The sequence below is a fragment of the Bradyrhizobium sp. USDA 3311 genome (genome assembly GCF_054062495.1).
On the sequence record NZ_JBSSFI010000001.1, the window covers coordinates 2,792,834 to 2,817,497 of the forward strand.

Annotated in this window: 28 protein-coding genes; 18 read left to right on the forward strand and 10 right to left on the reverse strand. The window is 65.7% G+C overall.

The features are described 5' to 3' along the window. The first annotated feature begins 36 nt into the window (after positions 1 to 36). The 5 genes from ACVWW6_RS13160 to ACVWW6_RS13180 all read left to right on the forward strand — a co-directional run bounded on the left by ACVWW6_RS13160 (position 37) and on the right by ACVWW6_RS13180 (position 3,882). Positions 37 to 282: a DUF4170 domain-containing protein gene (locus ACVWW6_RS13160; protein WP_011090249.1), complete on the forward strand. Its 246-nt coding sequence runs from the start codon at positions 37 to 39 to the stop codon at positions 280 to 282. Next, the gene (locus ACVWW6_RS13165; RefSeq protein ID WP_028174623.1) at positions 279 to 992 is read left to right on the forward strand and encodes a lysophospholipid acyltransferase family protein; all 714 of its coding nucleotides are present in this window, start codon (positions 279 to 281) and stop codon (positions 990 to 992) included. Before ACVWW6_RS13160 ends, ACVWW6_RS13165 begins: the two co-directional genes overlap by 4 nt. After that, positions 955 to 2,301: a 3-deoxy-D-manno-octulosonic acid transferase gene (locus ACVWW6_RS13170; protein ID WP_456680833.1), complete on the forward strand. Its 1,347-nt coding sequence runs from the start codon at positions 955 to 957 to the stop codon at positions 2,299 to 2,301. The genes ACVWW6_RS13165 and ACVWW6_RS13170 overlap by 38 nt, the downstream gene beginning before the upstream one ends. Further along, the gene (gene lpxK, locus ACVWW6_RS13175) at positions 2,294 to 3,310 is read left to right on the forward strand and encodes a tetraacyldisaccharide 4'-kinase (RefSeq protein ID WP_456680834.1); all 1,017 of its coding nucleotides are present in this window, start codon (positions 2,294 to 2,296) and stop codon (positions 3,308 to 3,310) included. The genes ACVWW6_RS13170 and lpxK overlap by 8 nt, the downstream gene beginning before the upstream one ends. Positions 3,311 to 3,546: 236 nt before the next feature. Then, positions 3,547 to 3,882: a GYD domain-containing protein gene (locus ACVWW6_RS13180; RefSeq protein ID WP_011090245.1), complete on the forward strand. Its 336-nt coding sequence runs from the start codon at positions 3,547 to 3,549 to the stop codon at positions 3,880 to 3,882. Positions 3,883 to 4,267: 385 nt separating this feature from the next. Here ACVWW6_RS13180 and ACVWW6_RS13185 read toward each other — a convergent pair whose 3' ends face one another. Beyond that, positions 4,268 to 4,453 carry a hypothetical protein gene (locus ACVWW6_RS13185; protein ID WP_456680835.1) on the reverse strand — a complete coding sequence of 62 codons (186 nt, stop codon included), beginning with the start codon at positions 4,451 to 4,453 and terminating at the stop codon, positions 4,268 to 4,270. Positions 4,454 to 5,005: 552 nt separating this feature from the next. Here ACVWW6_RS13185 and ACVWW6_RS13190 point away from each other — a divergent pair. Next, entirely contained in the window at positions 5,006 to 5,992 is a 987-nt protein-coding gene (locus ACVWW6_RS13190) for a cysteine synthase A (RefSeq protein ID WP_456683154.1), read from the forward strand. A 144-nt stretch (positions 5,993 to 6,136) separates the two neighbouring features. Next, positions 6,137 to 6,442 (forward strand): hypothetical protein, encoded by a 306-nt coding sequence (locus ACVWW6_RS13195; RefSeq protein ID WP_161536737.1) that lies wholly within the window; start codon positions 6,137 to 6,139, stop codon positions 6,440 to 6,442. 16 nt (positions 6,443 to 6,458) lie between these two features. Here the strand turns inward: ACVWW6_RS13195 and ACVWW6_RS13200 are convergent, their stop codons facing one another. Next, positions 6,459 to 6,686 carry a DUF2093 domain-containing protein gene (locus tag ACVWW6_RS13200; RefSeq protein WP_011090242.1) on the reverse strand — a complete coding sequence of 76 codons (228 nt, stop codon included), beginning with the start codon at positions 6,684 to 6,686 and terminating at the stop codon, positions 6,459 to 6,461. Between the two features lie 203 nt (positions 6,687 to 6,889). Between ACVWW6_RS13200 and ACVWW6_RS13205 the strand changes: the two genes are divergently transcribed. Both ACVWW6_RS13205 and ACVWW6_RS13210 read left to right on the forward strand, forming a co-directional pair. Then, positions 6,890 to 7,714 (forward strand): dienelactone hydrolase family protein, encoded by an 825-nt coding sequence (locus ACVWW6_RS13205; RefSeq protein ID WP_456680836.1) that lies wholly within the window; start codon positions 6,890 to 6,892, stop codon positions 7,712 to 7,714. Positions 7,715 to 7,870: 156 nt separating this feature from the next. Further along, complete coding sequence (locus ACVWW6_RS13210; RefSeq protein ID WP_456680837.1) at positions 7,871 to 8,086, forward strand: hypothetical protein; 216 nt, start codon at positions 7,871 to 7,873, stop codon at positions 8,084 to 8,086. Between the two features lie 214 nt (positions 8,087 to 8,300). On the opposite strand, the gene xseA is transcribed toward ACVWW6_RS13210, so the two are convergent. Continuing rightward, positions 8,301 to 9,932, reverse strand: a complete 1,632-nt coding sequence (gene xseA, locus ACVWW6_RS13215; RefSeq protein ID WP_456680838.1) for an exodeoxyribonuclease VII large subunit — start codon at positions 9,930 to 9,932, stop codon at positions 8,301 to 8,303. Positions 9,933 to 10,051: 119 nt separating this feature from the next. Here xseA and ACVWW6_RS13220 point away from each other — a divergent pair, with 119 nt between their 5' ends. The 5 genes from ACVWW6_RS13220 to ACVWW6_RS13240 all read left to right on the forward strand — a co-directional run bounded on the left by ACVWW6_RS13220 (position 10,052) and on the right by ACVWW6_RS13240 (position 14,746). Further along, a complete protein-coding gene (locus tag ACVWW6_RS13220; RefSeq protein ID WP_456680839.1) occupies positions 10,052 to 11,062 on the forward strand; it encodes an alpha/beta hydrolase in 1,011 nt (336 codons plus the stop codon). A 233-nt stretch (positions 11,063 to 11,295) separates the two neighbouring features. Beyond that, a complete protein-coding gene (locus tag ACVWW6_RS13225) occupies positions 11,296 to 11,850 on the forward strand; it encodes a hypothetical protein (protein WP_456680840.1) in 555 nt (184 codons plus the stop codon). After that, positions 11,850 to 12,149, forward strand: coding sequence for a winged helix-turn-helix domain-containing protein (locus ACVWW6_RS13230; RefSeq protein WP_060910428.1), 300 nt, complete (start codon positions 11,850 to 11,852; stop codon positions 12,147 to 12,149). Before ACVWW6_RS13225 ends, ACVWW6_RS13230 begins: the two co-directional genes overlap by 1 nt. 218 nt (positions 12,150 to 12,367) lie before the next feature. Beyond that, positions 12,368 to 13,651: a phosphoribosylamine--glycine ligase gene (gene purD / locus ACVWW6_RS13235; RefSeq protein ID WP_456680841.1), complete on the forward strand. Its 1,284-nt coding sequence runs from the start codon at positions 12,368 to 12,370 to the stop codon at positions 13,649 to 13,651. 189 nt (positions 13,652 to 13,840) lie between these two features. Then, the gene (locus ACVWW6_RS13240; RefSeq protein ID WP_456680842.1) at positions 13,841 to 14,746 is read left to right on the forward strand and encodes an alpha/beta fold hydrolase; all 906 of its coding nucleotides are present in this window, start codon (positions 13,841 to 13,843) and stop codon (positions 14,744 to 14,746) included. Here the strand turns inward: ACVWW6_RS13240 and ACVWW6_RS13245 are convergent. Further along, positions 14,743 to 15,201, reverse strand: a complete 459-nt coding sequence (locus ACVWW6_RS13245; RefSeq protein WP_011090228.1) for a nucleoside deaminase — start codon at positions 15,199 to 15,201, stop codon at positions 14,743 to 14,745. The genes ACVWW6_RS13240 and ACVWW6_RS13245 overlap by 4 nt on opposite strands. Positions 15,202 to 15,320: 119 nt before the next feature. Between ACVWW6_RS13245 and ACVWW6_RS13250 the strand changes: the two genes are divergently transcribed. Then, positions 15,321 to 17,405, forward strand: coding sequence for a pseudouridine synthase (locus tag ACVWW6_RS13250; protein WP_456680843.1), 2,085 nt, complete (start codon positions 15,321 to 15,323; stop codon positions 17,403 to 17,405). Further along, positions 17,406 to 17,963, forward strand: a complete 558-nt coding sequence (gene rsmD, locus ACVWW6_RS13255; RefSeq protein WP_011090226.1) for a 16S rRNA (guanine(966)-N(2))-methyltransferase RsmD — start codon at positions 17,406 to 17,408, stop codon at positions 17,961 to 17,963. 1 nt (position 17,964) lies between these two features. On the opposite strand, the gene mutL is transcribed toward rsmD, so the two are convergent. Continuing rightward, complete coding sequence (mutL, locus tag ACVWW6_RS13260) at positions 17,965 to 19,776, reverse strand: DNA mismatch repair endonuclease MutL (RefSeq protein ID WP_304548521.1); 1,812 nt, start codon at positions 19,774 to 19,776, stop codon at positions 17,965 to 17,967. A gap of 239 nt (positions 19,777 to 20,015) precedes the next feature. Here mutL and ACVWW6_RS13265 point away from each other — a divergent pair, with 239 nt between their 5' ends. Then, a complete protein-coding gene (locus ACVWW6_RS13265) occupies positions 20,016 to 20,333 on the forward strand; it encodes a ribbon-helix-helix domain-containing protein (RefSeq protein WP_456680844.1) in 318 nt (105 codons plus the stop codon). Between the two features lie 249 nt (positions 20,334 to 20,582). On the opposite strand, the gene ACVWW6_RS13270 is transcribed toward ACVWW6_RS13265, so the two are convergent. The 4 genes from ACVWW6_RS13270 to ACVWW6_RS13285 are packed head-to-tail and all read right to left on the reverse strand — an operon-like array spanning position 20,583 to position 23,490. After that, positions 20,583 to 22,151, reverse strand: a complete 1,569-nt coding sequence (locus ACVWW6_RS13270) for a GMC family oxidoreductase (protein WP_304548520.1) — start codon at positions 22,149 to 22,151, stop codon at positions 20,583 to 20,585. 30 nt (positions 22,152 to 22,181) lie between these two features. Further along, positions 22,182 to 22,730: a gluconate 2-dehydrogenase subunit 3 family protein gene (locus tag ACVWW6_RS13275; RefSeq protein ID WP_456680845.1), complete on the reverse strand. Its 549-nt coding sequence runs from the start codon at positions 22,728 to 22,730 to the stop codon at positions 22,182 to 22,184. A gap of 43 nt (positions 22,731 to 22,773) precedes the next feature. Continuing rightward, entirely contained in the window at positions 22,774 to 23,169 is a 396-nt protein-coding gene (locus ACVWW6_RS13280; RefSeq protein ID WP_028174647.1) for a VOC family protein, read from the reverse strand. Beyond that, a complete protein-coding gene (locus ACVWW6_RS13285) occupies positions 23,170 to 23,490 on the reverse strand; it encodes a c-type cytochrome (RefSeq protein ID WP_038967308.1) in 321 nt (106 codons plus the stop codon). Positions 23,491 to 23,863: 373 nt separating this feature from the next. On the opposite strand from ACVWW6_RS13285, the gene ACVWW6_RS13290 reads away from it, so the two are divergent. Further along, a complete protein-coding gene (locus ACVWW6_RS13290) occupies positions 23,864 to 24,172 on the forward strand; it encodes a hypothetical protein (protein WP_028174649.1) in 309 nt (102 codons plus the stop codon). A 58-nt stretch (positions 24,173 to 24,230) separates the two neighbouring features. Here ACVWW6_RS13290 and arfB read toward each other — a convergent pair whose 3' ends face one another. Beyond that, the gene (gene arfB, locus ACVWW6_RS13295; protein WP_011090218.1) at positions 24,231 to 24,647 is read right to left on the reverse strand and encodes an alternative ribosome rescue aminoacyl-tRNA hydrolase ArfB; all 417 of its coding nucleotides are present in this window, start codon (positions 24,645 to 24,647) and stop codon (positions 24,231 to 24,233) included. Positions 24,648 to 24,664 lie beyond the last annotated feature (17 nt).

Here is a 24,664-nt window from a genome sequence, read left to right on the forward strand (position 1 = left end):
ACTGCTTTGCCGGGCAGTCCGTTAGGAAGAGAACACATGCCAGATAGTGCCCCGCAACAACTGCTCCATCTCGTCATCGGAGGCGAACTGCTCGATCTCGAGCACAACACCTTCAAGAACCTCGACGACGTCGAGATCGTCGGCCTCTACCCGAACTATGCGTCCGCCCACGTCGCCTGGCGCGCCAAGGCGCAGAGCACGGTCGACAATGCGCAGATGCGCTACTTCATCGTCCATCTCCACCGGCTGCTCGACCCGAATCAAGAAACGAAGGCGCGTTGAAAAAGCTGCTTCGCAATACGCTGCGAAGCAGCTGGTTTCAGCGTGCCGTCGGGGTCCTGGCGGCCGAATATCTGCGTCTGGTCTGGCGGACCAACAAATTCACGTTCGATCCGCCCGACGTCTATGACATCGTCGAACCGCAGATCCCGGCGATCTTCGCCTTCTGGCACGGCCAGCATTTCCTCACCCCGTTCATCAAGAACAAGGACTCCTACCGGGCCAAGGTCCTGATCTCCCGGCACCGCGACGGCGAGTTCAACGCCATCGCGGTGGAGCGGCTCGGCATCGGCCTCATCCGCGGTTCCGGGGATCATGGCAGTGCCTTCCACCGTAAAGGTGGCGTCGGCGCCTTCAAGGAGATGGTGCGGACGTTGCAGGACGGTTGTAATGTCGCGCTGACCGCCGATGTCCCCAAGCGCGCGCGCGTGGCCGGGCTCGGCATCATCATGCTGGCACGGGAATCGGGGCGGCCGATCATGCCTTTCGCGATGGCGACCAGCCGTTTCATCCGGCTCAAGAACTGGGACCGCACCACCATCAACCTGCCGTTCGGGCGGGGCGCATTGGTCGGCATCAAGGAAATCCACGTTCCGCCGGACGCCGACGCCGCCATGATGGAAGCGTTGCGGCTGGAGCTGGAGGAGACGTTGAACGAAGCGACCCGGCGCGCCTATGCGCAGCTCGGCCGCCCGGGGCCGCAAGATGCCTAATTCGCTGCCCAGAGCGCTGCCGATGACGCTGCGGATGTACCAGCGCCTGGCTTCCGGCCTGGTGCCGCTCGCGCCTGCTCTGATCAAGCGGCGGCTGAAGCAGGGCAAGGAAGACCCCGCGCGTGTCGGCGAGCGGCGCGGCCTGTCCCGGGACGTGCGGCCGCATGGTCCGCTGGTCTGGATCCACGGCGCCAGCGTCGGCGAGGTTCTGGCCGCGGCGGCGCTGATCGGGCGGCTGCGCGATCTCAATTTGCGCATCCTGCTCACATCCGGCACCGTCACCTCGGCCGCCGTCGTCGCAAAACGCTTTCCACCCGACGTCATCCATCAATACGTGCCGTATGATTCCCCGCGCTATGTCGCGCGCTTCCTCGACCACTGGAAGCCGTCGCTGGCGCTGTTCATCGAATCGGATCTGTGGCCGAACCTGATCCTGGCGGGCGCAACGCGGCGGGTGCCGATGGTGCTGATCAACGGTCGGATGTCGCCGCGCTCCTTTCCGCGCTGGCAGCGCATGTACGGCACCATCTCGGCGCTGCTGTCGCGGTTCGACATCTGCCTGGCGCAGTCGAAGACGGATGCCGAACGCTTCTCCGCGCTCGGCGGCCGCGACGTCCTCACCACCGGCAATCTCAAGCTCGACGTGCCGGCGCCGCCGGCCGATCCCGCCAAGCTCGAACGGCTGATGGCGATGACGCGCGGGCGTCCGATCATCGTCGCGGCCTCGACCCATCCGGGCGAGGACGAGATGCTGGTGGCGGCGCATCGCAGCCTCGTCGGTTTCTTCCCGCAGCTTCTGACCGTGATCGTGCCGCGCCATCCGGATCGCGGCTCCTCGATCGCTGGCCTGATCACCGCGTCGGGCCTGAAGCCGGCGCTGCGCTCGCGCGAGGAGCTGCCGACGGCCGCGACCGATGTCTATGTCGCCGACACCATGGGCGAGCTCGGCCTGTTCTACCGGCTCTCGCCGATCGTGTTCATGGGCGGGTCGCTGATCCGCCATGGCGGCCAGAATCCGATCGAAGCGATCAAGCTCGGTGCGGCGATCGTCCATGGTCCGCACGTCTTCAATTTCGCCGACGTCTACGAAGCGCTCGATGCGAGCGGCGGCGCGCGCCAGGCCGACACGCAGGAGATCCTGGTCAAGCAGCTCGGCCAGCTCCTGGCCGATCCCGCCGTGCGCGACAAGATACAGCACGCAGGCAGCAGCGTGGTCGAGCAGCTCGGCGGCGCGCTGGAGCGCACCATGACCGCGCTCGAGCCGTATCTGCTGCAATTGCGGATCGAGATGGGAGCCGCCAATGCGTGAGCCGGCCTTCTGGTACCGGCCGCGTTCCCCAGAGTCCCAAATCCTCCGTCCCCTGGGCGCGCTCTATGGCGCGATCACGGGGCGTCGCATGGCGCTCGAGGGATTCGACGCCGGCATCCCCGTGATCTGCGTCGGCAACTACCATGTCGGCGGCGCCGGCAAGACGCCGACCGTGCTGGCGCTGACGAAGCTCCTGCGTGAGCTCGGTGAGACGCCTGTCGTGCTCAGCCGCGGCTATGGCGGGCGCCTGCAGGGCCCGGTGATGGTCGACGGCGCGCGTCACATCGCAGCCGATGTCGGCGACGAGCCGCTGATGATGGCGCGCGACGTCCCTGTCGTCGTCGCGCGTGACCGCCTCGACGGCGTCGCGCTCGCCAAATCACAAGGCGCGACCGTGATCCTGATGGACGACGGCTTCCAGAACCCGCGTCTGCTCAAGGATGCCTCGCTGATCGTGATCGACAGCGAGCGCGGCATCGGCAACGGCAAGGTGTTTCCGGCCGGTCCCCTGCGCGCGCCGCTGAAGGCCCAGCTCGCGCGTACCGACGCGCTGGTGCTGATCGGCGACGGCCGCGCCGCCAACGACGTCGCCGCCGAGCTTGCCAAGCGCAACAAGCCGGAGCTGCGCGCGCGCCTGAAGCCGGATGCAGCCTCGGTCGCGCAGCTGTTCGGCAAACGGGTTTTCGCGTTCGCCGGCATTGGCGATCCCGAACGCTTCTTCCGCACCCTGCGCGCCAGCGGCATCGATGTCGCGCGCACGCGTCGCTTCGACGATCACCACATGTTCTCGCCCGAGGAGATCGCCGCGCTCGCGGCGGAAGCACAGCGCGAGCAGCTGACGCTTGTGACTACGGAAAAGGATCTCGCGCGCCTGCGCGGCAGCGAGGGCGTGCCCAACGGCATCGTGCCGTTCGCGGTGCAGCTCGAATTCGATGACCCGGCAAAGTTGCGGCAATTGATCAGCGATCATCTCTACAAGGCGCGCGAGCGGCGGTTCGGCAGGCGTTGATCGCGTGCGACACCGGGGCGACATGTCGCGGCGGATGAATTCTCTTCCGCAGGTTCGGGAGTTGATGTAGCCTTCGATGAGAGCCGTCACCGGGACGTGCCGAACTCCCGGCAATCATCGGCGGCGTTTATGCCCACGGCGGGCAACGTACCTTCATCATTTCAGATGCGAGACCGTACCGATAAGTTCGGAACGGCCGGGAGAGTCATTGCCAAAAGCTCAGAGGAGAACATGCCATGCATTTTTGCCTCACTGGACAATACACACCACGCGCTCTCAACGCCATTTTGGAAAACCCCACGACCAATCGCCAGGAGGCGGCGAGGAAACTCATCGAAGCGGCCGGCGGCAAGCTGATTTCGATGTACAGCGTTGCGGCCGACGGTCCAGGCGTTCTGGTGATTTTCGATGTGCCTGATCCGAGTGCGGCTCCGGCGATTTCCGGCCTGACCGTCACGGCGGGCACCCTGCAGAACGTGAAGCTGACCCGGCTGTTCACGCAGGACGAGATCAAGCAGGTCCGCCAGAACGCGGCGAAGCTGCGTTCTTCGTATACTCCGCCCGGAGGCTGATATCCGGATCTCGAGCGATGCCGCCGCAATCGCATCAAGCGGCGGCAACGCTTTTCTCACAGCAAGAAGCAGGTCTGCACGCTGAGGCGCGGCGAAGGCCTTGCGGTGTCCGTTGACGGACGATGCGGGACGGCGCGTGCTGCGTCCGGCGTCCTAGGTCCGACTGAACGTGCTTGGCAGCGGGCCCGCTAACGGCGTGCAATCCCGGCTCGGCGGTCAGGCCCCCTCACCAGGCTCCAACGGCAATCATTCCGATGATGGTCAGGCACGAGGCGCAGGCCACCATGACAGTATAGCATTCGGGTGTATTCATTGCTTGCTCCCAAACTGCTGCCAATTGCTTGGTCACTGCTACGCGGGAGAGATCGCCGGTCTTGGTGCCGCTTCAAGTCGGCACGCCGCGACCGGTCTTGCGTTGTACGACCGTCCTCTCATCGTCACCCTGGTCCGCAGGATGATAATGCGCTTCGAGAGCTTCAGAGCGTTCAGCGGCGATCAGCAGCTGTTTCCGCATTTCAGCGAGGCGGGCGCGGCAATATTCACGATAGAGCAGGTCCAGTATGGTGGGCATGATCACCCCCATCGTTTGACTTTCGATTTACAAATATTTCACCGCAAATTTTCGAGGTGATCGTAACCCGCCAGATGGCTCTTCGATATGAGCCCGTTCACAGACTGCGCCAATTCCAAAGCTCGATGGCCGTTTGGTTGACTTGATTGTCTGCGCGATAAAAAGAGCAGGGCCAGTTACCTAACACGCACTATAGCAGCCCTCTGTTTCACAAAAACTTCGTCAAACAACTTAAGGGCGCCAAGTCGCACCAAAGAATCCAACCACAGCGCGAAATGACTCACCAAGGAGTGCAAGCGCTGTTCGATGCAACGCAGATCGGCACGACGGAGATCATTTTGGCTGTGAGACCCGCAGTCGAGGTGCGCGCGAACATCGTCGGGACGCCGACACACCAAGATGAGGGGCAGCAGGTCTGTCAACGCGCCTCAAGCATGGAATTTCCGATTGGCTGTGTCGGGCATCCAAAACGTTGCACGCTTCGCCCGAACTAGAGAACCGAATTGCCCGCTGGCCAGCCTAAAGTTGCGAGAGCGCAAGGGTGGGTGGGCGATGAGCAGTGTTCGAACGGGTTTCCTCGACTCCATCGGCAATACGCCATTGATCAGGCTGCGAAGGCCGTCAGAGGCCACAGGTTGCGAGATCTATGGCAAGGCCGAATTTCTCAACCCCGGTGGTTCGATCAAGGATCGCGCGGCCCTCGCCATAATCGACGACGCCGAGCGATCGGGCAAGCTCAGGCCAGGTGGTGTCATCGTCGAAGGAACGGCCGGCAATGTCGGCATCGGCATCGCGCTCGTGGCCAATGCACGCGGCTATCGCAGCGTGATCGTGATGCCCGACACGCAAAGTCAGGAGAAGAAGGACATGTTGCGGCTCTGCGGCGCCGACCTGCGCCTGGTGCCCGCCGTGCCGTATTCCAATCCGGGTCATTACGCGCGCTATTCAGGTCAGCTCGCCGAGGAGCTCGGCGCCTTCTGGGCCAATCAGTTTGACAACGTCGCCAATCGGGATGGCCATTATCGCACAACCGGTCCGGAGATCTGGGCGCAGACGGAGGGACGGATCGACGGCTTTACCTGTGCCGTCGGCAGCGGTGGCACTTTGGGCGGGATCGCGCGGGCGCTCAAAGAGCGCAATCCCGACGTGAAGATCGCGCTCAGCGATCCCATGGGCGCCGCTCTCTACAACTGGTTCACCAAAGGCGAGCTGACGACAGAAGGCGATTCCATCACTGAAGGGATCGGGCAGATACGTGTGACCAAGAATCTGGAAGGCACGCCGATCGACACGGCTTATCGGATCACGGACGAGGAGGCCTTGCCCGTCCTGTTCGACCTGATCGAGCATGAAGGACTGGTGCTGGGTGGCTCGAGCGCCATCAATATCGTCGGCGCCATGCGGCTTGCGCGCGACCTCGGTCCAGGCAAAACCATCGTGACCATCCTCGCGGACGGTGGACAGCGCTATCAATCCAAGTTGTTCAACCCGGAATTCCTGCGCAAGAAGAATCTGCCCGTGCCACGTTGGTTGGAATAGCGAGCCGCCATTAACCTTGTGGCTTTATGAGGCGATGGATGCGATGGCACACGCTTGTGCTCTGCCGCACCCTACGGCAGTTCGCCATTCACGCGACATTCATCGCAAAACGCCTATCGGTCCGGGACCGATCAGGAGAATTCGATGAAATTGCCGTCCGCGACTGTCGCCGCCAGCCTCGTGTGTCTGATCATTGCGCCCGTGTTTGCACAAACGACGCCGCCCGCCGCTTCGACCGGCACGGTGCCGGTTCCCGCGACCAGGCGCGTGACGTGTCTCGGCACGACGCAAAACCTGAAGGGACAGGACAAGCGCGACCAGATGCAGCTCTGCATGGCGCAGGCGCGGGTCGATTGCCTCAAGCAGGCGATCGATCAGAAGGTCGTCGGCGAGCCCAGGAAGACCTTCATCAAGACCTGCGTGGGCGGGGATGCCACTGAGCAGCAATAGCAGCGCAGGCGCGGCCTCACGGCTGCGGCTTTGGCGCGCCGGGGAAATGCCGCTGCAGCACCGCGGCCGGCGTGGCGTAGGCTTCTTGAAGGTCCACGCTCCAGTACTTCAATTCGTCGAGCGGGATCCGCGTGTCGGTGATCGCGCAGCGCACATAGGTCCCCGGCGAGATCACGCGGAAATCGCCGTCGAGATATTGCACCTGCGCTTCGCCATTGCCGGAAGAGCCGAACTTGTTCAGCACGGTCGAAAGTCTCCGTGGAAGGCCTCTCCGTAAAAAACCCTGGAGGGCACGATGTGTTGGACGGGATGTAGCATAGATAGGGCGGCCTGTCCGCCCGGTAAACCGACCGGTTTGTGATGTTTTGCCGCCGTTTTCGCATGATAGTGCTTCGGGCGAAGGATCGTCCCGGCGCAAGCGGCCGGCACCTGATACGGCAGAGCCCGATGCGCCTTCGATTGACCGCCCTGTTCCTGATGCTGCTGATGTCGGCCGCGTGCGCTGCGCCTGCGCCGCAGCAGGTCGAGATTCCGCTCGGCTCCGGAATCCTGCATGCCCAGCTTTACAAGCCCGAGGGCGCCGGGCCGTTTCCGACCGTGATCGCGCTGCATGGCTGCGGCGGCCTCGGCGGCCATGCCGATCCCGTATTGCCGCGCTATCGCGACTGGGCGGAGCGGCTGCTCAAGGCCGGTAACGCGGTGCTGCTGCCCGACAGCTACGGCTCGCGCGAGCTCGGGCCGCAATGCCGCGTCAAGGAGACGCACGTCAAGGCGCGGCGCGAGCGTGTCGCCGACGTCGCGGCCGCGCGCGCTTGGCTGATGAAGCAGGCCTGGGTCGCGCGCGACCGCGTCAGCCTGATCGGCTGGGCCAACGGCGCGAGCACGCTGCTGTGGGCGGTGCGCCCGCAGAACGCGGCGCGCGACGCAGGTCCGGATTTCCGCGCGGCGATCGCGTTCTATCCGGATTGCCGCATCTCCGCCGGCCTCGGCTGGAGTACGCGGGTGCCGACGCTGGTTTTGATCGGCGCCAATGACGACGTGTCGTCGCCGCCGGCCTGCCGCCAGATGGTCGAGGGTGCGCATGGCCGCAGCGCGCTCGCGCGCATCGTGGTCTATCCCGGCGCCTATCACGACTTCGACCGCGCCAACACGCCGCTGCACGCAGCTAGCGGCAGCAGCGACGCCGCCGCGCCCGAGCACGGCCATCTCGGCACCGATGCGGTCGCGCGCGCGGAGTCGCAGAAGGACGTCGCGGAGTGGCTGGCGCGGTGATGAAGATCCAGAAGCCCGGATATCGCTGCGCTCATGCGGGCTAGGGGGCTACGGATTCCCAAGCGGGGCCGCCCGAGGAACAACTTGAGGCGGACAGCCCCGCATCGACCACCGCCCTGCACGGAGAGTGGCCGACCGTGAATCTACGGATCGCGCATGGCTGCGGTTTCAGCACGGGACGGTGCCATCATTCGACCACGATGTCAGTTAAACGCATCCCACATGCGCAACCGCATCGTCCTCTTTTCCTCCGCACTGATCGTCTTCACCGTCGCGATCTTCCTGTTCGAAGCCCACGCCGGCGCGCCAATGCTCGCGCCTGAACATTGCGGCTTCTGGACCACGATCGACGCGGGATTGTCCTGCCGCTAGGCGGGCTGTTGCGACTCCTACCCTTCCGCGCTGATATGTATTGAGAGGGCGACCAACTCTCCCCAACGTCGTCCTGGCGAAAGCCAGGACCCATACCGCGGAATCTATCGATTGTACGCGGCATTAGTCCCGAACGATCAGTCTTCGCCAAACTACTTCCTGGGGTAATGGGTCCTGGCTTTCGCCAGGACGACACGGAGAGTGAGCCGCCAACTCAGAACAAACTGCCCTGATCCACCGGCTTGCCGACGCGCTTCGGCGCGGGCTTGGTCTCCTGCGCGGCCGGCTTCGGTTGCTGTGCGCGTTTGGCGGCAGGGCGATCCGCGTCCGTCGTCGCGCCGACGCGTCCGTCGGCGAACTCGATCTCGACGCGTGCGCCGGGACCGACGCTGTCGGCCGAATGCAGGGGATGGCCGGCCTCGTCCCGCACCAGCGCAAAGCCGCGCGCGAGCACGCCGCGGTACGACAGCGCCGAGAGTAGCTTGCCGCTGGCCTCGACGCGGGCGTCGAGCCGTTGCAGCAGCGTCACCAGCGCACGGTTGGCACGCTCGGCCAGACGATGCGTGCGCTCGCGCTGGCGGGCAATCGCGTTGCGCTGCGCCTGCGCGTTGGAGAGTTTTGAGGCCCGCAGCCGCACCTCGAGACCGGCAAAGCGGTCGCGCCGCTGCCGCAACAGCGACCGCGCGGAGAGACCGAGCCGCTCGCCGCACACGGTGAGCCGGTGGTCGGCCTGCGCGATCTGCCCGTGCAGCACCCGCAGCGTCAGCTTTGCGCCCGCCGCAGTAAACCTGCGGAAATGCGCATGCGTGTTGGCTTTCAAGCCGCGGGGCAGGGCGGAGCCCGCCGAATCCAGCCGCTGCCGCGGGATCGCCAGCAGATCTCCGGCCGCCGGCAGCGCACGCGCAGCCGCACGCAATTCGCTGCGGCGGCTTTCGTGGGCGCGCTGCCAATAGGCGCGGGTGCGCCGTGCGAGATCGGCGACCTCGACGAACAGATCGCTGCGCACCGGCACCGCCATCTCGGCCGCCGCCGTCGGCGTCGGCGCGCGCTTGTCGGCGACGAAATCGATCAGCGTGATGTCGGTCTCGTGGCCCACGGCGGAGATCAGCGGGATCATGCTTTCGGCCGCTGCCCGCACCACGATCTCCTCGTTGAACGACCAGAGATCCTCCAGCGAGCCGCCGCCGCGCGCGACGATCAAGACGTCGGGCCGCGGAATCTTGCCGCCCTCCGGCAGCGCGTTGAAGCCGCGGATCGCGGCCGCGACCTGCTCGGCCGAGCCTTCGCCCTGCACCTTGACCGGCCACACCAGCACATGGCGGGGGAAGCGGTCCTCCAGCCGGTGCAGGATGTCGCGGATGACAGCGCCGGTCGGCGAGGTCACGACGCCGATCACCTCCGGCAGCCAAGGCAGCAGCTGCTTACGCGCCTCGTCGAACAGGCCCTCGGCGGCAAGCTTCTTCTTGCGCTCCTCCATCAGCGCCATCAGCGCGCCGATGCCGGCCGGCTCCAGCGCCTCGATGACGATCTGGTATTTCGAGGAGCCCGGATAGGTCGTGAGCTTGCCGGTGGCGATGACCTCGAGCCCCTCCTGGGGCTTGAAGCGCATCCGGCCGTGCACACCCTTCCAGATCACCGCCTCGATCTTGGCGCTCTCGTCCTTGAGCGCGAAATAGCAGTGGCCGGAGGAGTGGGCGCCGCGAAAGCCCGAGATCTCGCCGCGGACCCGGACATGGCCAAAGGCATCCTCCACCGTCCGCTTCAGGGACTGTGAAAGCTCGGAGACGGTGAATTCGGGGGCGTTGAGCAGGGGTTCCGCGGGCGGCATCGGCAAACGATTCGGCATTTTGGGGTCAGACCCGACGTTAAGGATTTTCGCCGCGCGGCGCCAATCCGGGGATTGATTGGGAGAGTACTCTGTAATATAGAGTTCTCTATTGATAGTGAGTTCAATGGAGTTGAGCCATGGCGAAGCAGCTGCTGCACGGCGTGTTGAACGGACTGAAATGGGCCCTGTGCGCAGTCGGCGCCGTGGCGCTGATCCTGGTCGCGATGATCGCAACGCCACCGGAGCGGCCGCCCGAGATGCGGTCGGTCTCGGAGTCGGTGAAGCTTGTCGACTTCTCGACCATGCCGCCGCTCGAGCGTTTTCAGGCCCGTGACGGCAGCTGGCTCGGCTTTCGTCACTATGTCCCGAACGGGCCGGCGAGCGGCCGTGGCGCGATCTTCATCCACGGCTCCTCCGGCTCCAGCGGCACCGTCAACCACGCGCTGACCCATGCGATCGCCTTGCGCGGCGTCGAGACCTGGGCGCTCGACATGCGCGGCCACGGCGCCTCGGGCACGCGCGGCGATATCGGCTATGTCGGCCAGCTCGAGGACGATCTGGTCGATTTCGTCGCGCATGTCCGCAAGGCTGCGCCCGATCTGCCGCTGACCCTGATCGGCCATTCCGCCGGCGCCGGCTTCTCGCTGCGTGTTGCCGCGACGCCGATCATGCAGGACATGTTCGTGCGCACCGTGCTGCTCGCGCCCTATCTCGGTTACGACGCGCCGACCAACAAGCCGCATTCCGGCGGCTGGGCCAATGCCGACGTTCCCCGCCTCCTCGGCCTCACCGCCCTCCGCAAGCTCGGCATCGACTGCTGCTCGCAGCTTCCGGTGCTTGCTTTGGCCGTGCCTGCGAATTCGGCGAAGTATCTCGTCTCCACCTATTCCGACCGCCTGATGCGCAATTTCGCGACGCGCGGCTATCGTCTCGATCTCGCGGCGACGACACGCCCCGTCACGATCTTCGGCGGTGCCGAGGACGAGATGATGATCTCGGATAAATATGCGGAGGCGGTGCAGGCGATCAAACCGTCGGTCGACGTCAAGATCATCGACGGCATCAACCACATGGGCATCGTCACCAGCCCGAAGGCGATCTCGGCGATCGCCGAGGACGTGGCAACGCGCGGGGCGGGGCAGTCATGATGCGATCCGCTGATGGCAAGGCAAGCGCATATGGGAGCGGCTTCCCCGCGGCCATCCTTCGAGACGCCCGCCTGCGGCGGACCCTCAGGATGAGGGCGGAGTTTGCGGCGGTCGCTTCAACGGGGACCAATGCAGCTGAGCCTCATCCTGAGGAGACCGCGAAGGGGTCGTCTCGAAGGACGAGGCGCTTGCCCAGGTGTCAAACGCGATAGCCTTGGACTGGAAGGGATGACATGATCGACAGCAGACAGGCTGCCGCGGCACTCGCCGACATCGACGACATCGTCCAGCGCGTGAAGCAATCGCAGCTCTACGAGTTGGCGAGCCTTGCGGCCATCTGGTGGGGCGTCCTGGTGTTCGCAGGCAATCTCGTGACCTGGCTCTGGCCGATCTACGCGGTCTACGCGTGGGTCGCGGTCGATGTTCTCGGTGTCGGCGGCCTGGTTGCACTCCGCCTGCTCAATCCGCCGCATCATCCCCGGGGAACAGCCTTCGACATCAGGCTGCTGCTGGTGTTCGTGCTGTTCTTCGCATTCGGCTATCTCTGCACCAACGTGATCGGCCATTTCGGCCCGCGTCAGCTGGGCGCGTTCTGGCCGCTCTACTTCATGCTGTTCTATACGCTGGCCGGACTCTGGTTCGGCTATGCCTTCGTGGCGATCGGTCTCGGCATCTCCGCGCTGACATTGATCGGCTTCTTCTTCATCGGCGAGGCGTTCCCGCTCTGGATGGCTTTCGTCAACGGCGGCGGGCTGATCCTCGGCGGCCTCTGGATGCGGCGGATCTGATGGCCGAGCTCGACGACATCATCCACCAGCCGTTGCGGCTCAAGATCATGGCGGCGCTGAATGCGCTGCCTGTGTCCGCTGGCCTCGAATTCGCGCGGCTGAAAAAGCTCACCGGCGCCACCGACGGCAATCTCGGCGCGCATATCGAGACGCTGGCGAAGGCCGGATATGTGTCCGTGGAGAAGGCCTTCGTCGGCAAGAAGCCGCAGACCACGGTCACCGCCACCGCTACCGGCCGCGGCGCCTTCGCGCGGCATGTGGCGACGTTGCAGGAGATCATTGCGGGGAAGCAGGTTTAGCCCCACCGTCATTTCGAGGCGTTCCTCTCTCCACCGTCATTCCGGGGCGCGCCTCTTGGCGCGAGCCCGGAATCCATACTCACGATGGTGGTTATGGATTCCGGGCTCGCGGCTTCGCCGCGCCCCGGAATGACGGGGAGTGCGAGGCGTTTCCCCTTGAGACGCGCTCCGATTCGTGCGACCTCCGCCCCCAGCAAACCCCTCTTTTCGAGCCTTCGATGCACATTCTCCTGCTCGGTTCCGGCGGCCGCGAACATGCCCTCGCATGGAAGATCGCGGCCTCCCCCCTGGTCACGAAATTCTGGTGCGCGCCCGGTAATGCCGGCATCGCGCGCGAGGCGGAGTGCGTGGCGCTCGATGTTGCCGACCATGCTGCCGTGATCGACTTCTGCAAGACGAACGCGGTCGAGCTGGTGGTGGTCGGCCCGGAGACGCCGCTGGCGGCCGGCATCGTCGATGACCTCACCGCCGCCGGCATCAAGGCGTTCGGGCCGAGCGGGGCGGCCGCCCAGCTCGAAAGCTCCAAGGGCTTCACCAAGGCGCTGTGCACCGAATTCGGCATTCCGACCGGCGCCTACAAGCGCTTCACCAACGCCGATGATGCGCGCGCCTATGTCCAGAGCCAGGGCGCGCCGATCGTGGTGAAGGCCGACGGTCTTGCCGCCGGCAAGGGTGTCGTCGTCGCCAAGACCGTGCGCGAGGCCGAGGACGCCATCGCCATGATGTTCGAGGGCGCCTTTGGCGAAGCCGGCACTGAGGTCGTGATCGAGGAGTTTCTGCCGGGCCGCGAGATCAGCTTCTTCGCTCTGTGCGACGGCGAGACCGCGATTCCGCTGGCCTCCGCTCAGGACCACAAGCGCGTGTTCGACCATGACGTCGGCCCGAACACCGGCGGCATGGGCGCCTATTCGCCGACCCCGCTGGTGACGCCGGCGATCCATGACGCGATCATGGCCAAGATCATCCTGCCGACGGTCGCCGGCATGAAGCAGCGCGGCACGCCGTTCCGCGGCGTGCTCTATGCCGGCATCATGCTGACGACGCAGGGGCCAAAGCTGTTCGAGTTCAACGTCCGCTTCGGCGATCCCGAGTGCCAGGTGCTGATGCTGCGCATGATGTCGGACATCGTGCCGGCGTTCGTTGCCGCCTGCGACGGGGAGTTGAAGCATTTCGATCTGCGCTGGTATCCGGAATCCGCGCTCACCGTGGTGATGGCGGCAAAGGGCTATCCCGGCGACTACCAGAAGGGCACGCGCATCGAGGGGCTGGAGGAGGCCGCCAAGGTCGATACCGTCGAGATCTTCCACGCCGGCACGGTTGAGAAGGACGGCGCGATCCTTGCCAATGGCGGCCGCGTGCTCAATGTCTGTGCGCTGGGGGCGACCGTGACGGAGGCGCAGGGCCGCGCCTATCAGGCCGTCGACCGCATCAACTGGCCGGAAGGCTTCTGCCGCCGTGACATCGGCTGGCAGGCGGTGGAAGCCGAGAAGGCCAGGGGCTGACAGCGGTTTTTCCGCTGCGCGCGCAAAAAACCTTGCGCCATCGCGCCGCCATATCGACATTTCAAAAATGCGTAGTCGGCTGTTGGGCTTAGCGCCCTTCGCCGAGGACGCGTGCTACTGTGCATGGGGTTGTTTTCGACATTTTTGTTGGGAGCAGCTCCAGGACTGACCAGACAAGGATGCAGAAAGATGTCCGATCTCGCCGACCTCTATCCCGGCTTCGCCTCCGAGTGGATCAACACCTCCCTCGGCCGCATCTTTGCCCGCGTCGGCGGCAAGGGCCCGCCGCTCCTGCTGCTGCACGGCTTCTCCGAGACGCATGTGATGTGGCACCGCGTCGCGCCGCAGCTTGCCGACAAGTTCACGCTGATCATCGCCGACCTGCCGGGCTATGGCTGGTCCGACATGCCCGAGAGCGACGCGCTGCACATGCCCTACAGCAAGCGCGCGATGGCCAAGGCCATGGTGGAGGCGATGGAGCGCCTCGGCCACGTGCACTTCGCGCTGGCCGGCCACGACCGCGGCGGCCGCGTCTCCTACCGTCTCGCGCTCGACCATCCCGGCCGGCTGTCGCGGCTCGCGGTGCTCGATATCCTGCCGACCTATAATTACTGGGAGCGGATGAACCGCGCCTACGCGCTGAAGATCTATCACTGGACCTTCCTGGCACAGCCCGCCCCGCTGCCGGAGACGCTGATCTCGGGCAATGGCGAGTTCTTCCTGCGCTTCAAGATGGCGAGCCAGACCAAATCGAAGACGCTGGAGGCCATCGACGAGCGCGCGCTCGAACACTACATCGCCCCGTTCCGCGATCCCGCCCGCGTGCACGCGATGTGCGAGGACTACCGCGCCGGTGCCTATTTCGACTACGACCTCGACAAGGCCGATTTCGAGGCCGGCAAGAAGATCACCATTCCCATGCTGGCGCTGTGGGGCAACGCCGGCGTCGCGCAGGCCGCAGCGACACCGCTGGATACGTGGAAGCAATGGGCCACGAACGTCGACGGCATGCCGGTGGACTCGGGGCACTTCCTCACCGAGGAGAACCCTGACGTTACCGCCAAGGCGCTGCGCGAGTTCTTCCTCGCGCCCTAGCGCCGCTCCCGGAAGAACTCCTTGAGCAGCCGCGCCGCTTCGCTCTCGCCGACCCCGGAATAGACGTCCGGCGCGTGATGGCAGGTCGGCGAGGCAAAGAAGCGCACGCCTGATTCCACCGCGCCGCCCTTGGGGTCGGCGGCGCCGTAATAGAGTCGCCTGACCCTTGCAAAAGAGATCGCGCCCGCACACATGGTGCAGGGCTCCAGCGTCACGTAGAGGTCGCAGTCGACCAGGCGCTCGCTGCCGATCTTTTTCGCGGCCTCGCGCAGCGCAACGATCTCGGCATGGGCCGTGGGGTCGTAATCGGTCAGCGTCCGGTTGGCGGCCGTGGCGATGACCTCGTAATTGCGGACCACCACGCATCCGATCGGAACTTCGCCCGCCTTTCCGGCATTTTCGGCCGTTTTGAGCGCCAAATCCATGAAAGAGGGGGCTTTCAAGCCTCGTATCATCGCCAGAAACCTGCTAGTAGCTCCGCCTTCAGCAAGAGTGAATACCGGTTTTGCCTGAGCATGCGGCTCGGAACGAGCGCGCACACTGCCCTCTGGCCACCCCCTGAGTGAGATTATTCATGCCTCGCGACAGCGACAAAGACAACGATTCCCGCGGCCGGCGAGGCCCGGCAAGGGGAGGCCCGCCCAAGGGCCGGTCCGGCAAGGCGCGCGGCCCCGAGAAGAAGTTCGCCAAGCGCGGCTTTGAGGGCAAGGGCGACAGCCGCCCACCCCGCGGTGACCGCGAGGGCCGTCCGTTCCGCCGCCGCGAAGAGGGCGATGCCCCGCGCCGCGATTTCAGCGACCGCCCGAAATTCAAGCGCGACGACCGTGGTGGGGAGGAGCGCGGCGAGCGCAGCTTCAAGCCGCGTGGCGACCGTCCGTTTTCGGATCGCGGCGCGCGCGACGGCGAGAAGCGCCCGTTCAAGCCGCGCGGCGATCGCCCGTCCTACGGCCGTGACGACCGTCCGCCGCGCAGGGATCGGGACGACTCCCGCCCCGCCGGCCGGACCGGTGACAAGAAGTTCGGCGACAAGCGGCCCTACGCGCCGCGTGGCGACCGTCCCGAGCGCAAGTTCGACGGCGAGCGGAAATTCTCGCGCGGCGCGCCGGACCGCAGCGACCGCCCGCGCGATCGTGGCGAGCGCAGCGATTCAAAGCCGTGGCAGAAGCGCGATGCGGGTCCGCGCGGCGACCGGCCGCCGCGCAAGGATTTCAGCAAGGGTCCGCGCAAGGATTTTGGCGGCCGCGATCGGAGCGAAGACAAGCCCTGGCAGAAGCGCGAAGGCGGCGACGACCGTCCGCGGTTCTCGCGTTCGCGCGACGATCGTCCGTCGGGCGATCGTCCGTTCCGCGAGCGGCCCAAATTCGACCGTCCCAAGTTTGATCGTCCCAAGTTCGATCGCCCGCGCGATGATCGTCCAAAATTCGATCGTCCCCGTCGTGACGGCGATGGCGAGCGCGGCGGCGACCGCCCGAAATTCAATCGCCCGCGCGAGCGCTCGGAAGGCCGCTCCGACTGGCACGAGCATCCGCGCAGCGAAGGCCGGTTCGGTGATCGTCCGCGCCGCGAAAACGAGGACGAGAGCCGGATCTTCGAGAAGCGCCCGGCCTTCGGCGGCCGCGGCGCCTATCGCGAGCGCGATCGGGATTTCGAGGGGCGGCCGCGCCGCGAAGAAGCGCCGAAGCCGAAGAAGGCCGGCGAGCGCATCGCCAAGGCGCTGGCGCGCGCGGGGCTTGCCTCGCGCCGCGACGCCGAGGAGATGGTCACGCAGGGCCGCGTCGCCGTCAACGGCCGCGTCATCAATTCGCCGGCGCTCGACATCACACCGAACGACGTCGTCACTGTCGACGGCAAGCCGTTGCCGCCGCGCGAGCGCACGCGGCTGTTCCTCTATCACAAGCCGCGCGGCCTCATGACCACGCATGACGATCCCGAGGGTCGTCCGACCGTGTTCGACAATCTGCCCGAAGGTCTGCCGCGCCTGATCAGCGTCGGCCGGCTCGACTTCAACACCGAAGGCCTGTTGCTGCTCACCAATGACGGCGGCCTCGCGCGCACGCTCGAGCTGCCGGACACCGGCTGGCTGCGCCGCTACCGCGTCCGCGCCCATGGCGACGTCACCCAGGCCCAGCTCGACGAGCTCAAGGCTGGCATCGAGGTCGAGGGCGTCAAATACGGCCCGATCGATGCGACACTCGAGCGCGACCAGGGCGCCAATGTCTGGCTGGTGTTCGCGATCCGTGAAGGCAAGAACCGCGAGGTGCGCAACGTCTGCGCCCATCTCGGGCTCGAGGTGAACCGGCTGATCCGCGTGTCCTACGGCCCGTTCCAGCTCGGCGAGGTCCCCGAAGGCCAGGTCGAGGAGATCAAGTCGCGCGTGCTGCGCGAGCAGCTCGGCGACAAGGTGATCGAGAAGTCGGGTGCGCAGTTCGACGTGCCGCAGAAGGCCGCTGCGACCGATGACGGCGCGCCGCACGAGAAGAAGCCCGCCAGCAAGCGCGCCGTGATCAACGACCGCAAGGGCCGCCGCGTGCTGGTGCAGCGCACCGGCAGCGAGGAGGCGCGCGAGCGCAACGAGGCGGAGGCGAGCGGCTATGGCCCCCCGCGCCGTCCCAAGCGCGGCTATCACGGCAAGCGCGATTTGACGCCGCGGGAGGACTAATTGCGCGTCGTCGGCGGTCGCTTGAAGGGGCGTAATCTCGCCTCACCGTCCTCGCGCGACATCCGCCCCACGGCGGACCGCCTGCGCGAGTCCGTGTTCAACATCCTCGTGCACGCCTATGACGATCCGATCGAGGACGCGCGCGTGCTCGATCTCTTCGCGGGCACCGGCGCGCTCGGCATCGAGGCGTCTTCGCGCGGCGCGAAGTTCGTGCTGTTCGTCGACAACGGTGCGGAGGCGCGGGCGTTGTTGCGCAACAATGTAGAATCGCTCGGCCTCGGCGGGGTGACAAAAGTCTATCGCCGCGATGCGACCGATCTCGGCCCGGCGCATCCCGTCGAGCCGTTCTCGCTGGTGTTCCTCGATCCGCCCTATGGCAGGGGACTTGCGGAGAAGGCGCTTGTGAGCTTGCGCGACGGCGGCTGGCTGACACCGGGCGCGCTGCTGGTGGTGGAAGAGGCCAAGGCCGCGCAGTTTACGGCGCCTGAAGGTTTCGAGGAGCTGGAGCGGCGCGCCTATGACGACACGGAGTTCGTGTTTTTGAAGCGCAACGCTTAAATTACCGCCGCCCGAACAGCTTCTCCACATCCGAGAGCTTCAGCTCGACATAGGTCGGCCGGCCGTGATTGCACTGGCCGGAGTTCGGCGTCTCCTCCATCTCGCGGAGCAGGGCGTTCATCTCCTCGGGCCGCAGCCTGCGGCCGGCGCGCACCGAGCCGTGGCAGGCCATGGTGGCGGCGACGTGCATCAGGCGGCGCTCGAGCGGCAGCGCTTCGTCCCATTCGGCCATATGCTCGGAGAGGTCGCGCAAGAGCCCGCCCGCATTGGTCTTGCCGAGCAGCGACGGCGTCTCGCGCACGGCGACCGCGCCCGGGCCAAAGGATTCGATCGCAAGCCCGAACGAGGCCAGCTCGTCGCTGCGCTCGAGCAGGCGCTCCACCGTGGCCTCGTCCATCTCGACGATCTCGGGGATCAAGAGGATCTGCCGCTGCACGCCGTTGGCGGCGAGCGAGGCCTTCAGCCGCTCATAGACGATGCGCTCATGCGCGGCATGCTGATCGACGATGATCAGGCCGTCGCGGGTCTGCGAGACGATGTAGGTCTCGTGGATCTGCGTGCGCGCTGCGCCGAGCGGGCGGTCGACGAGGTCGCTGACGGGCTGCGTCTCGAACCGCACGTCTGCACTGGGCGCGCCGACATCGAACGCCGCCTGGGCGCGCTCCGTGAAGGCGGGCGCCGCCGCGCCATCGAATGACGGCATCGGTGCGACCGGCGCGGACGGCGAGGCCCGCCAGTCCCAGCTCGCCGGGCGCGGCGTGAAGGCGGGCCGGAACGAGGACAATGCACTCTCGCCGCTGTTGGCGGCGGTGCGGCGGCCCTCGCGCGCGAGCGCCTCCTTCAATCCATGGACGATCAGCGCGCGCACGAGGCCCGCGTTGCGGAAGCGGACCTCGGTCTTGGCCGGATGCACGTTGGCGTCGACCTCGCGCGGATCGAGCGTGACGAACAGCGCCAGCACGGGGTGGCGGTCACGCGGCAGATAGTCGGAATAGGCCGCGCGCACGGCGCCGAGGATCAGCTTGTCGCGCACCGGGCGGCCGTTGACGAAGAGATACTGCCCGAGCGCATTGGCTTTGGTCAGCGCGGGGGCTGCGGCATAGCCGGAAACGACGATGCCCTCGCGTTCGGCATGGACCTCGATGGCGTGGCTGCGAAACTCCGCGCCGAGGATGTCGCCGAGCCGCGTCAGCCGTCCGGCGGCGCCGGGTAGCGCCGCGGCCCAGGTCACGGGCGCGCGCTCTTCGCCCGCAAGCGTGAAGGCGACGTCCGGTCGCGCCATTGCGAGCCGCCGCACCACCTCGCGGATCGCCTCGGCCTCGGTGCGGTCGGTCTTCAAGAACTTCAGCCGCGCCGGCGTCGCGTAGAAGAGGTCGTTGACCTCGACGCGCGTGCCGTGGGCCAGCGCCGCCGGCATGATTTCCGATTTCTCGCCGCCCTCGACGGTGAGTGCCCAGGCGTGCGGCTCGCTGGCATGGCGCGTGGTGATCGACAGACGCGCCACCGAGCCGATCGAGGGCAGGGCCTCGCCGCGGAACCCGAGCGTGCGGATCTGGAGCAGGTCCTCGTCGTCGAGCTTGGAGGTGGCGTGGCGCTCCACCGCGAGCGCGAGGTCCTTCGCCGTCATCCCGCTGCCGTCGTCGGTGATGCCGATCCGCCGCCGGCCGCCGCCGTCGGTGAAGACGTCGATCCGGCTCGCGCCGGCATCGATCGCGTTCTCGACCAGTTCCTTGACCACGCTCGCGGGCCGTTCGACCACCTCGCCGGCGGCGATGCGGTTGACGACTTGCTCTGGCAATTGGCGGACGGGCATGGGCTCGGGTCTTGGATTCGCGAACGGCGTTATCTTAAGCCGTGTTGCGTCAAAAGCATGTGTTGAGCAACAGGAACGTGGCGGGCTGGGGAAGAGGGACATCTATCACATTGAAGACATTGGACGTTCGAGAAAATCGCGCAGGCGGGACGGACCGATCTCCGGCTGCAGTCCTGATTGTGGGGTGCCGGGCCGCGGTGTAGCATCGTGAAAAAACGGCAACAGGACGGGAGGACGCCATGTGCCATCTCTTCGCGCACCAGCCCCAACGCGACTACGAATCCCAGACCCGCTCCTTGCGGATCGATGGCCACTGCACCTCGATCCGGCTGGAAATGGCGTTCTGGGACACGTTGGAGGAGATCGCGGCCAGGGAGAACATGAGCCTCGGGAAGTTCCTGACCACGCTCTACAACGAGGTGCTCGACCATCACGGCGAGGTCAACAATTTCGCCTCGCTGCTGCGCTGCTCATGTTTGATCTACCGGTCGAGGAACATGGCGACGGTGCAGCAGTTCAAGGCCACGGTGGCGCCGATCCTCGATGCGGCCGAATAGCTGTCCCAACAAAAGTGCGTAGCCCGGATGGAGCGCAGCGCAATCCGGGTTCTGGTCATCCGTCCGCGCCCCGGATTACGCTTCGCTCCATCCGGGCTACGAGATTCCATCCGGGCTTCGCAACTGCCTCCACATCATCATTGCGAGGAGCGCTTGCGACGAAGCAATCCAGAATCTTTAGGCGTCGGCAGTCTGGACTGCTTCGCTCCGCTCGCAATGACGGGGGAGAGAGCGGTTGCCTATCTGACCTCAGATCTCCTTCTTCTGCATCGCGCCGGCGATGTAATCCGCCTGCCGGATCGCGAGCGCGACGATTGTCAGGGTCGGGTTGCAGGCCGCGCCGCTGGTGAATTGGCTGCCGTCGGAGACGAACAGGTTCTTGACGTCGTGGCTCTGCCCGAACTTGTTGACCACGCCGTCGCGCGGCTTCTCGCTCATCCGGTTGGTCCCGAGATTGTGCGTGCTCGGATAGGGCGGCGTGGGATAGGTCACGGTGGCGCCGACGGCGTCGTAGACCGCGGCGCCCTGCTTGTAGGCGTGTGCGCGCATCGCGACGTCGTTGGGATGGTCGTCGAAATGCACGCTCGCGACCGGCTGGCCGAACTTGTCCTTCACGACCGGGTCGAGCGTGATGCGGTTGGTCTCCTGCGGCATGTCCTCGCCGACCAGCCACATGCCGGCCATCCTGGGATAACCGTCGAGCGCTGACGTGAACGGACGGCCCCAGGCGCCGGGATTAAGGAAGGCCGCCATGAACGGCAGGCCGATCGACAGCGTCTCCATCTCATAGCCGCCGACGAAGCCGCGTTTCGGATTGTTGGCGGCCTCGTCGCGAATGATGCCGGCCATGGTGGTGCCGCGATACATGTGCACCGACTTCTCGAACACGGCGTAGACGCTGCCGGTCATGTGCCGCATGTAGTTGCGGCCGACCTGTCCCGACGAATTGGCGAGGCCATCCGGGAACATGGTCGAGGCGCTGTTGAGCAGCAGCCGCGGGCTCTCGATCGAATTGCCGGCGACCGCGACGATGCGCGCCTTCTGGCGTTGCATTGCGCCTGCCTCGTCGGCGTAGACGACACCGGTGACCTTGCCGCCGGCGTCATGCTCGATCTTGACCGCCATGCTGCTCGGCCGCACCTCGAGATTGCCGGTGGCCTCACCCTTGGGGATCTCGGTGTAGAGCGTCGACCATTTCGCGCCGGACTTGCAGCCCTGGAAGCAGAAGCCGATCTGCTGGCAGGAGCCGCGGCCATCGCGCGGCTGGCTGTTGATCGCCATGTTGCCGGTGTGCACGGTCTTGTAGCCGAGCTTCTTCGCGCCGGCCTCCAGCACCTTGAAGTTATTGTTGCCGGGAAGTCCGGGAATGCCGTTGGTGCGGGTTACGCCCATCTTGTTCTCGGCCTTGGCGTACCATGGCTCCATCTCCGCCAGCGTCACCGGCCAGTCGAGCAAATTGGCGCCGGGAATATTGCCGTAGGCGGTCTTCACCCTGAACTCGTGCTCGTCAAAGCGCAGCGAGGCGCCGGCCCAATGCACGGTCGAGCCGCCGACCGCCTTGACGATCCAGGCGGGGAGGCCCGAAAAGTCCTTGGCGACGCGCCACGTCCCCGACGTGGTGCGGGCGTCGGTCCAGGCGAGCTGGGAAAAGCTCTCCCACTCGTCGTTGATGAAGTCCTGGTTCTCGATGCGGGGCCCTGCTTCGAGAATGACCACCTTGACGCCCTTCTGCGCGAGCTCGTTGCCCAGCGTGCCGCCGCCGGCACCGGAGCCGACGATCACCACAACGCTGGAGTCGTTCAGATCGAATTTTGCCATATGCGTTCTCCTGAACCGTTGGGTGGCGATTTAAGCCTTCGGCAGCCAGTCGATGTCGGCGAAGCCGCGGTTGATGTAGCCGCCGTGCTCGGCGGAGGAGCCCTCGTAGCCGAACCGCGGCCAGACCTCTTTCTGGTTGTAGAGCGAGACGATGAGGTCGCCGCGCACCTTCTGGAAGAAGTCGCTTTGCTCGATCTCCTTCAGCAGCACCACGCGGTCGGCTTCCCAGGGGACTTCGGCGTAAGCCACCTTGTGGCGATCCCGCGCGTTCTGATCGAGCCGCGCGATGCCGTCGCCGATCAGCGACTTGACGGCAAGGTCCTTGGCCGCCTTGCCGTCCCATGGCTTGATCGCGGTGATGTAGTAGCTGTCGCCGAGAATATCGTGCGGATAGATGTCGCGCGCGACCTTCAGCAGCGTCTTCATTGTCGCCGGGGACAACGCGCTGGAATCATCAGCCCATGCGTCCTCGATGCTGACGGCGACGCTGGTCGCGACAGCGACGACCGGCACGGCGGTCGCCGCGCCCTTGAGAAAGACGCGGCGGCTGTGCTTGCTTCGACGATCGACTTCTCTCATGGCATTCCTCCGTATTTTTGTGATTTGGATCTTTGTGAGTTGATCAGTTGAAACGTCCGCCCCGCTGGATCACCTCGATCTTGTAGCCATCGGGATCACTGACGAAGAAGAAGCGCGCCAGCGTCCTGCCGTCGTGCTTGAAGTCGCGCAAGGGGCCCGGTGCGAGCTTCTCGCGCTCGAAGCGGGCATGCTCGGCATCGAGATCGTCGACGACCACGGCGAGATGGCCGTAGCCGTCGCCGAGCGCGTACGGCTCCTTGCGATCGAAATTCACCGTCAGCTCCACCTCGAAAGGTGAGGAGGGGTGACGCAGATAGATCAGGGCGAAGTCCGAGAACTTCAGGTGGTCGGTGACTTCGAGGCCGAAGGCGCGCTGGTAGAAGTCGAGCGAGCGCGCCTCATTCAGCACGCGGATCATGGAATGGACGGGCTTGGCCATTCAGTTCAGCTCCTTGAGGTAGGTGATGATGGCGGCGCGCGTCTCCGGCTTACCCTGCCGGTAGGCCATGACCACGCCGGGAATGACGGCTTGCGGATTGGTCAGCCACGCATCGAGCCGGGTCTCGTCCCAGGCGAAGTCGGCTTTGGCGAGGCCGTCCGAATAGCGGAAGCCGTCGACCTTGCCGGCGGTCCGGCCCACGATCTTGACCAGCGGCGGACCTTGCCGCAACGGTTCCGACAGGCTCAAAGTGTGACATACCGCGCATTGCTGCTTGAACAGTGTCGCGCCGTCCGGCGGCTTTGCGGCCGGCAAGGGCATCTGCGCGTCGGCAACCCGCACCACCAGCACCACTGCGGTGCACAATCCCAGCACGACTGCGCGCATCGCCAAGAGCTCGCCCATCCACGTCAAATTCAACGTGCGCAAACTCTAGGCGCCGCCAAACATGCGGTGGTAGTAGCGGGCTGTTTCGCTGCAAGCGGAGATGCTCGCGGGGAGCGTGTTCCGCGCTGCCGCATATGCGGAGCACAATTCCGCGAAACCGCCTCGAAATCCCTAAACGATGACCACACGAGGCGGATTGCATCGCGCTCGCGCCGCTCGAACTCTCTATGCGATGAACCGGTCCGGTGCAGGCGGGCGGCGCAGGACGCAGCCGACCCGTTCATCGCGAAAAATCCAGGAGAAATGGATGAAGTTGGTGAAGACTTCTGCAATCGCATGCGCTCTTGCGGCCCTCATTGCGACGCCCGTTTTCGCGCAAGGCACGTCATCTGGCATCAAGCCTGGCGGCACCGTGCAAAGCAAACCCATGCAGGGGGGCGCGTCAGTCGGCGAAGATGAGGATCTCGCTACGCAGCCGGGAGCTGCGGGTGAGAAGACGGGCATGAAGTCGACCAAGGGGACGAAGGGCACGGTCGGCACAACGGGAAGCGCGGCGCACAAGGGGACGGTCGACGATTCCGCTTCGGGCAGCCCCGCCACCGGCAAGCGTTACTGACGCCGGAACGTGAACCTGCAAACCTCCGGCCGCTCGGCGGCCGGAGGTCTTTGCCCATTCAATCGTCGAAACTCCGGCCGCGTCCGGCCTTGACGTCGCTGCGACGCTTCTTGCCTTCGAGCCGGCGCTGCTTGGAGCCAAAGGTCGGCCGTGTCGCGCGCCGTGGCTTCGGCCGTATCATCGCCTCGCTCAGGATCTCGACGAGCCGGTCGATCGCGTCCTGGCGGTTGCGTTCCTGGGTGCGGAAGCGCTGGGCGTGGATCACGATCACGCCGTCCTTGGTCATGCGCTGGCCGGCGATGCGGGCGAGCCGGATCGTCGCATCCTCCGGTAGGGTCAGCTTGCGCGTGTCGAAGCGCAGCTGGGCCGAGGTCGCGACCTTGTTGACGTTCTGCCCGCCGGGGCCGGAGGCGCGGACGAAGCCGATCTCGATGTCGTCCTCGTCGATGACGAGATCGCGGGATATCCGCAGCATGATGGCACCATTCGTGA

Bases quoted from the DNA above. Each gene is read 5' to 3' on its own strand.
- ACVWW6_RS13195 (WP_161536737.1), top strand. From the start codon at position 6,137: ATGAAATTGCCGTCCGCGACTGTCGCCGCCAGCCTCGTGTGTCTGATC.
- ACVWW6_RS13285 (WP_038967308.1), bottom strand. From the start codon at position 23,490: ATGCCCTTGCCGGCCGCAAAGCCGCCGGACGGCGCGACACTGTTCAAG.
- ACVWW6_RS13160 (WP_011090249.1), top strand. From the start codon at position 37: ATGCCAGATAGTGCCCCGCAACAACTGCTCCATCTCGTCATCGGAGGC.
- ACVWW6_RS13220 (WP_456680839.1), top strand. From the start codon at position 10,052: ATGGCGAAGCAGCTGCTGCACGGCGTGTTGAACGGACTGAAATGGGCC.
- ACVWW6_RS13170 (WP_456680833.1), top strand. From the start codon at position 955: ATGCGCAGCTCGGCCGCCCGGGGCCGCAAGATGCCTAATTCGCTGCCC.
- ACVWW6_RS13265 (WP_456680844.1), top strand. From the start codon at position 20,016: ATGTGCCATCTCTTCGCGCACCAGCCCCAACGCGACTACGAATCCCAG.
- ACVWW6_RS13280 (WP_028174647.1), bottom strand. From the start codon at position 23,169: ATGGCCAAGCCCGTCCATTCCATGATCCGCGTGCTGAATGAGGCGCGC.
- xseA (WP_456680838.1), bottom strand. From the start codon at position 9,932: ATGCCGAATCGTTTGCCGATGCCGCCCGCGGAACCCCTGCTCAACGCC.
- ACVWW6_RS13230 (WP_060910428.1), top strand. From the start codon at position 11,850: ATGGCCGAGCTCGACGACATCATCCACCAGCCGTTGCGGCTCAAGATC.
- arfB (WP_011090218.1), bottom strand. From the start codon at position 24,647: ATGCTGCGGATATCCCGCGATCTCGTCATCGACGAGGACGACATCGAG.
- ACVWW6_RS13225 (WP_456680840.1), top strand. From the start codon at position 11,296: ATGATCGACAGCAGACAGGCTGCCGCGGCACTCGCCGACATCGACGAC.
- ACVWW6_RS13180 (WP_011090245.1), top strand. From the start codon at position 3,547: ATGCATTTTTGCCTCACTGGACAATACACACCACGCGCTCTCAACGCC.
- ACVWW6_RS13245 (WP_011090228.1), bottom strand. From the start codon at position 15,201: ATGATACGAGGCTTGAAAGCCCCCTCTTTCATGGATTTGGCGCTCAAA.
- purD (WP_456680841.1), top strand. From the start codon at position 12,368: ATGCACATTCTCCTGCTCGGTTCCGGCGGCCGCGAACATGCCCTCGCA.
- ACVWW6_RS13190 (WP_456683154.1), top strand. From the start codon at position 5,006: ATGAGCAGTGTTCGAACGGGTTTCCTCGACTCCATCGGCAATACGCCA.
- ACVWW6_RS13250 (WP_456680843.1), top strand. From the start codon at position 15,321: ATGCCTCGCGACAGCGACAAAGACAACGATTCCCGCGGCCGGCGAGGC.
- ACVWW6_RS13275 (WP_456680845.1), bottom strand. From the start codon at position 22,730: ATGAGAGAAGTCGATCGTCGAAGCAAGCACAGCCGCCGCGTCTTTCTC.
- ACVWW6_RS13240 (WP_456680842.1), top strand. From the start codon at position 13,841: ATGTCCGATCTCGCCGACCTCTATCCCGGCTTCGCCTCCGAGTGGATC.
- mutL (WP_304548521.1), bottom strand. From the start codon at position 19,776: ATGCCCGTCCGCCAATTGCCAGAGCAAGTCGTCAACCGCATCGCCGCC.
- ACVWW6_RS13290 (WP_028174649.1), top strand. From the start codon at position 23,864: ATGAAGTTGGTGAAGACTTCTGCAATCGCATGCGCTCTTGCGGCCCTC.
- ACVWW6_RS13270 (WP_304548520.1), bottom strand. From the start codon at position 22,151: ATGGCAAAATTCGATCTGAACGACTCCAGCGTTGTGGTGATCGTCGGC.
- ACVWW6_RS13210 (WP_456680837.1), top strand. From the start codon at position 7,871: ATGGCTGCGGTTTCAGCACGGGACGGTGCCATCATTCGACCACGATGT.
- lpxK (WP_456680834.1), top strand. From the start codon at position 2,294: ATGCGTGAGCCGGCCTTCTGGTACCGGCCGCGTTCCCCAGAGTCCCAA.
- ACVWW6_RS13205 (WP_456680836.1), top strand. From the start codon at position 6,890: ATGCGCCTTCGATTGACCGCCCTGTTCCTGATGCTGCTGATGTCGGCC.
- ACVWW6_RS13185 (WP_456680835.1), bottom strand. From the start codon at position 4,453: ATGCCCACCATACTGGACCTGCTCTATCGTGAATATTGCCGCGCCCGC.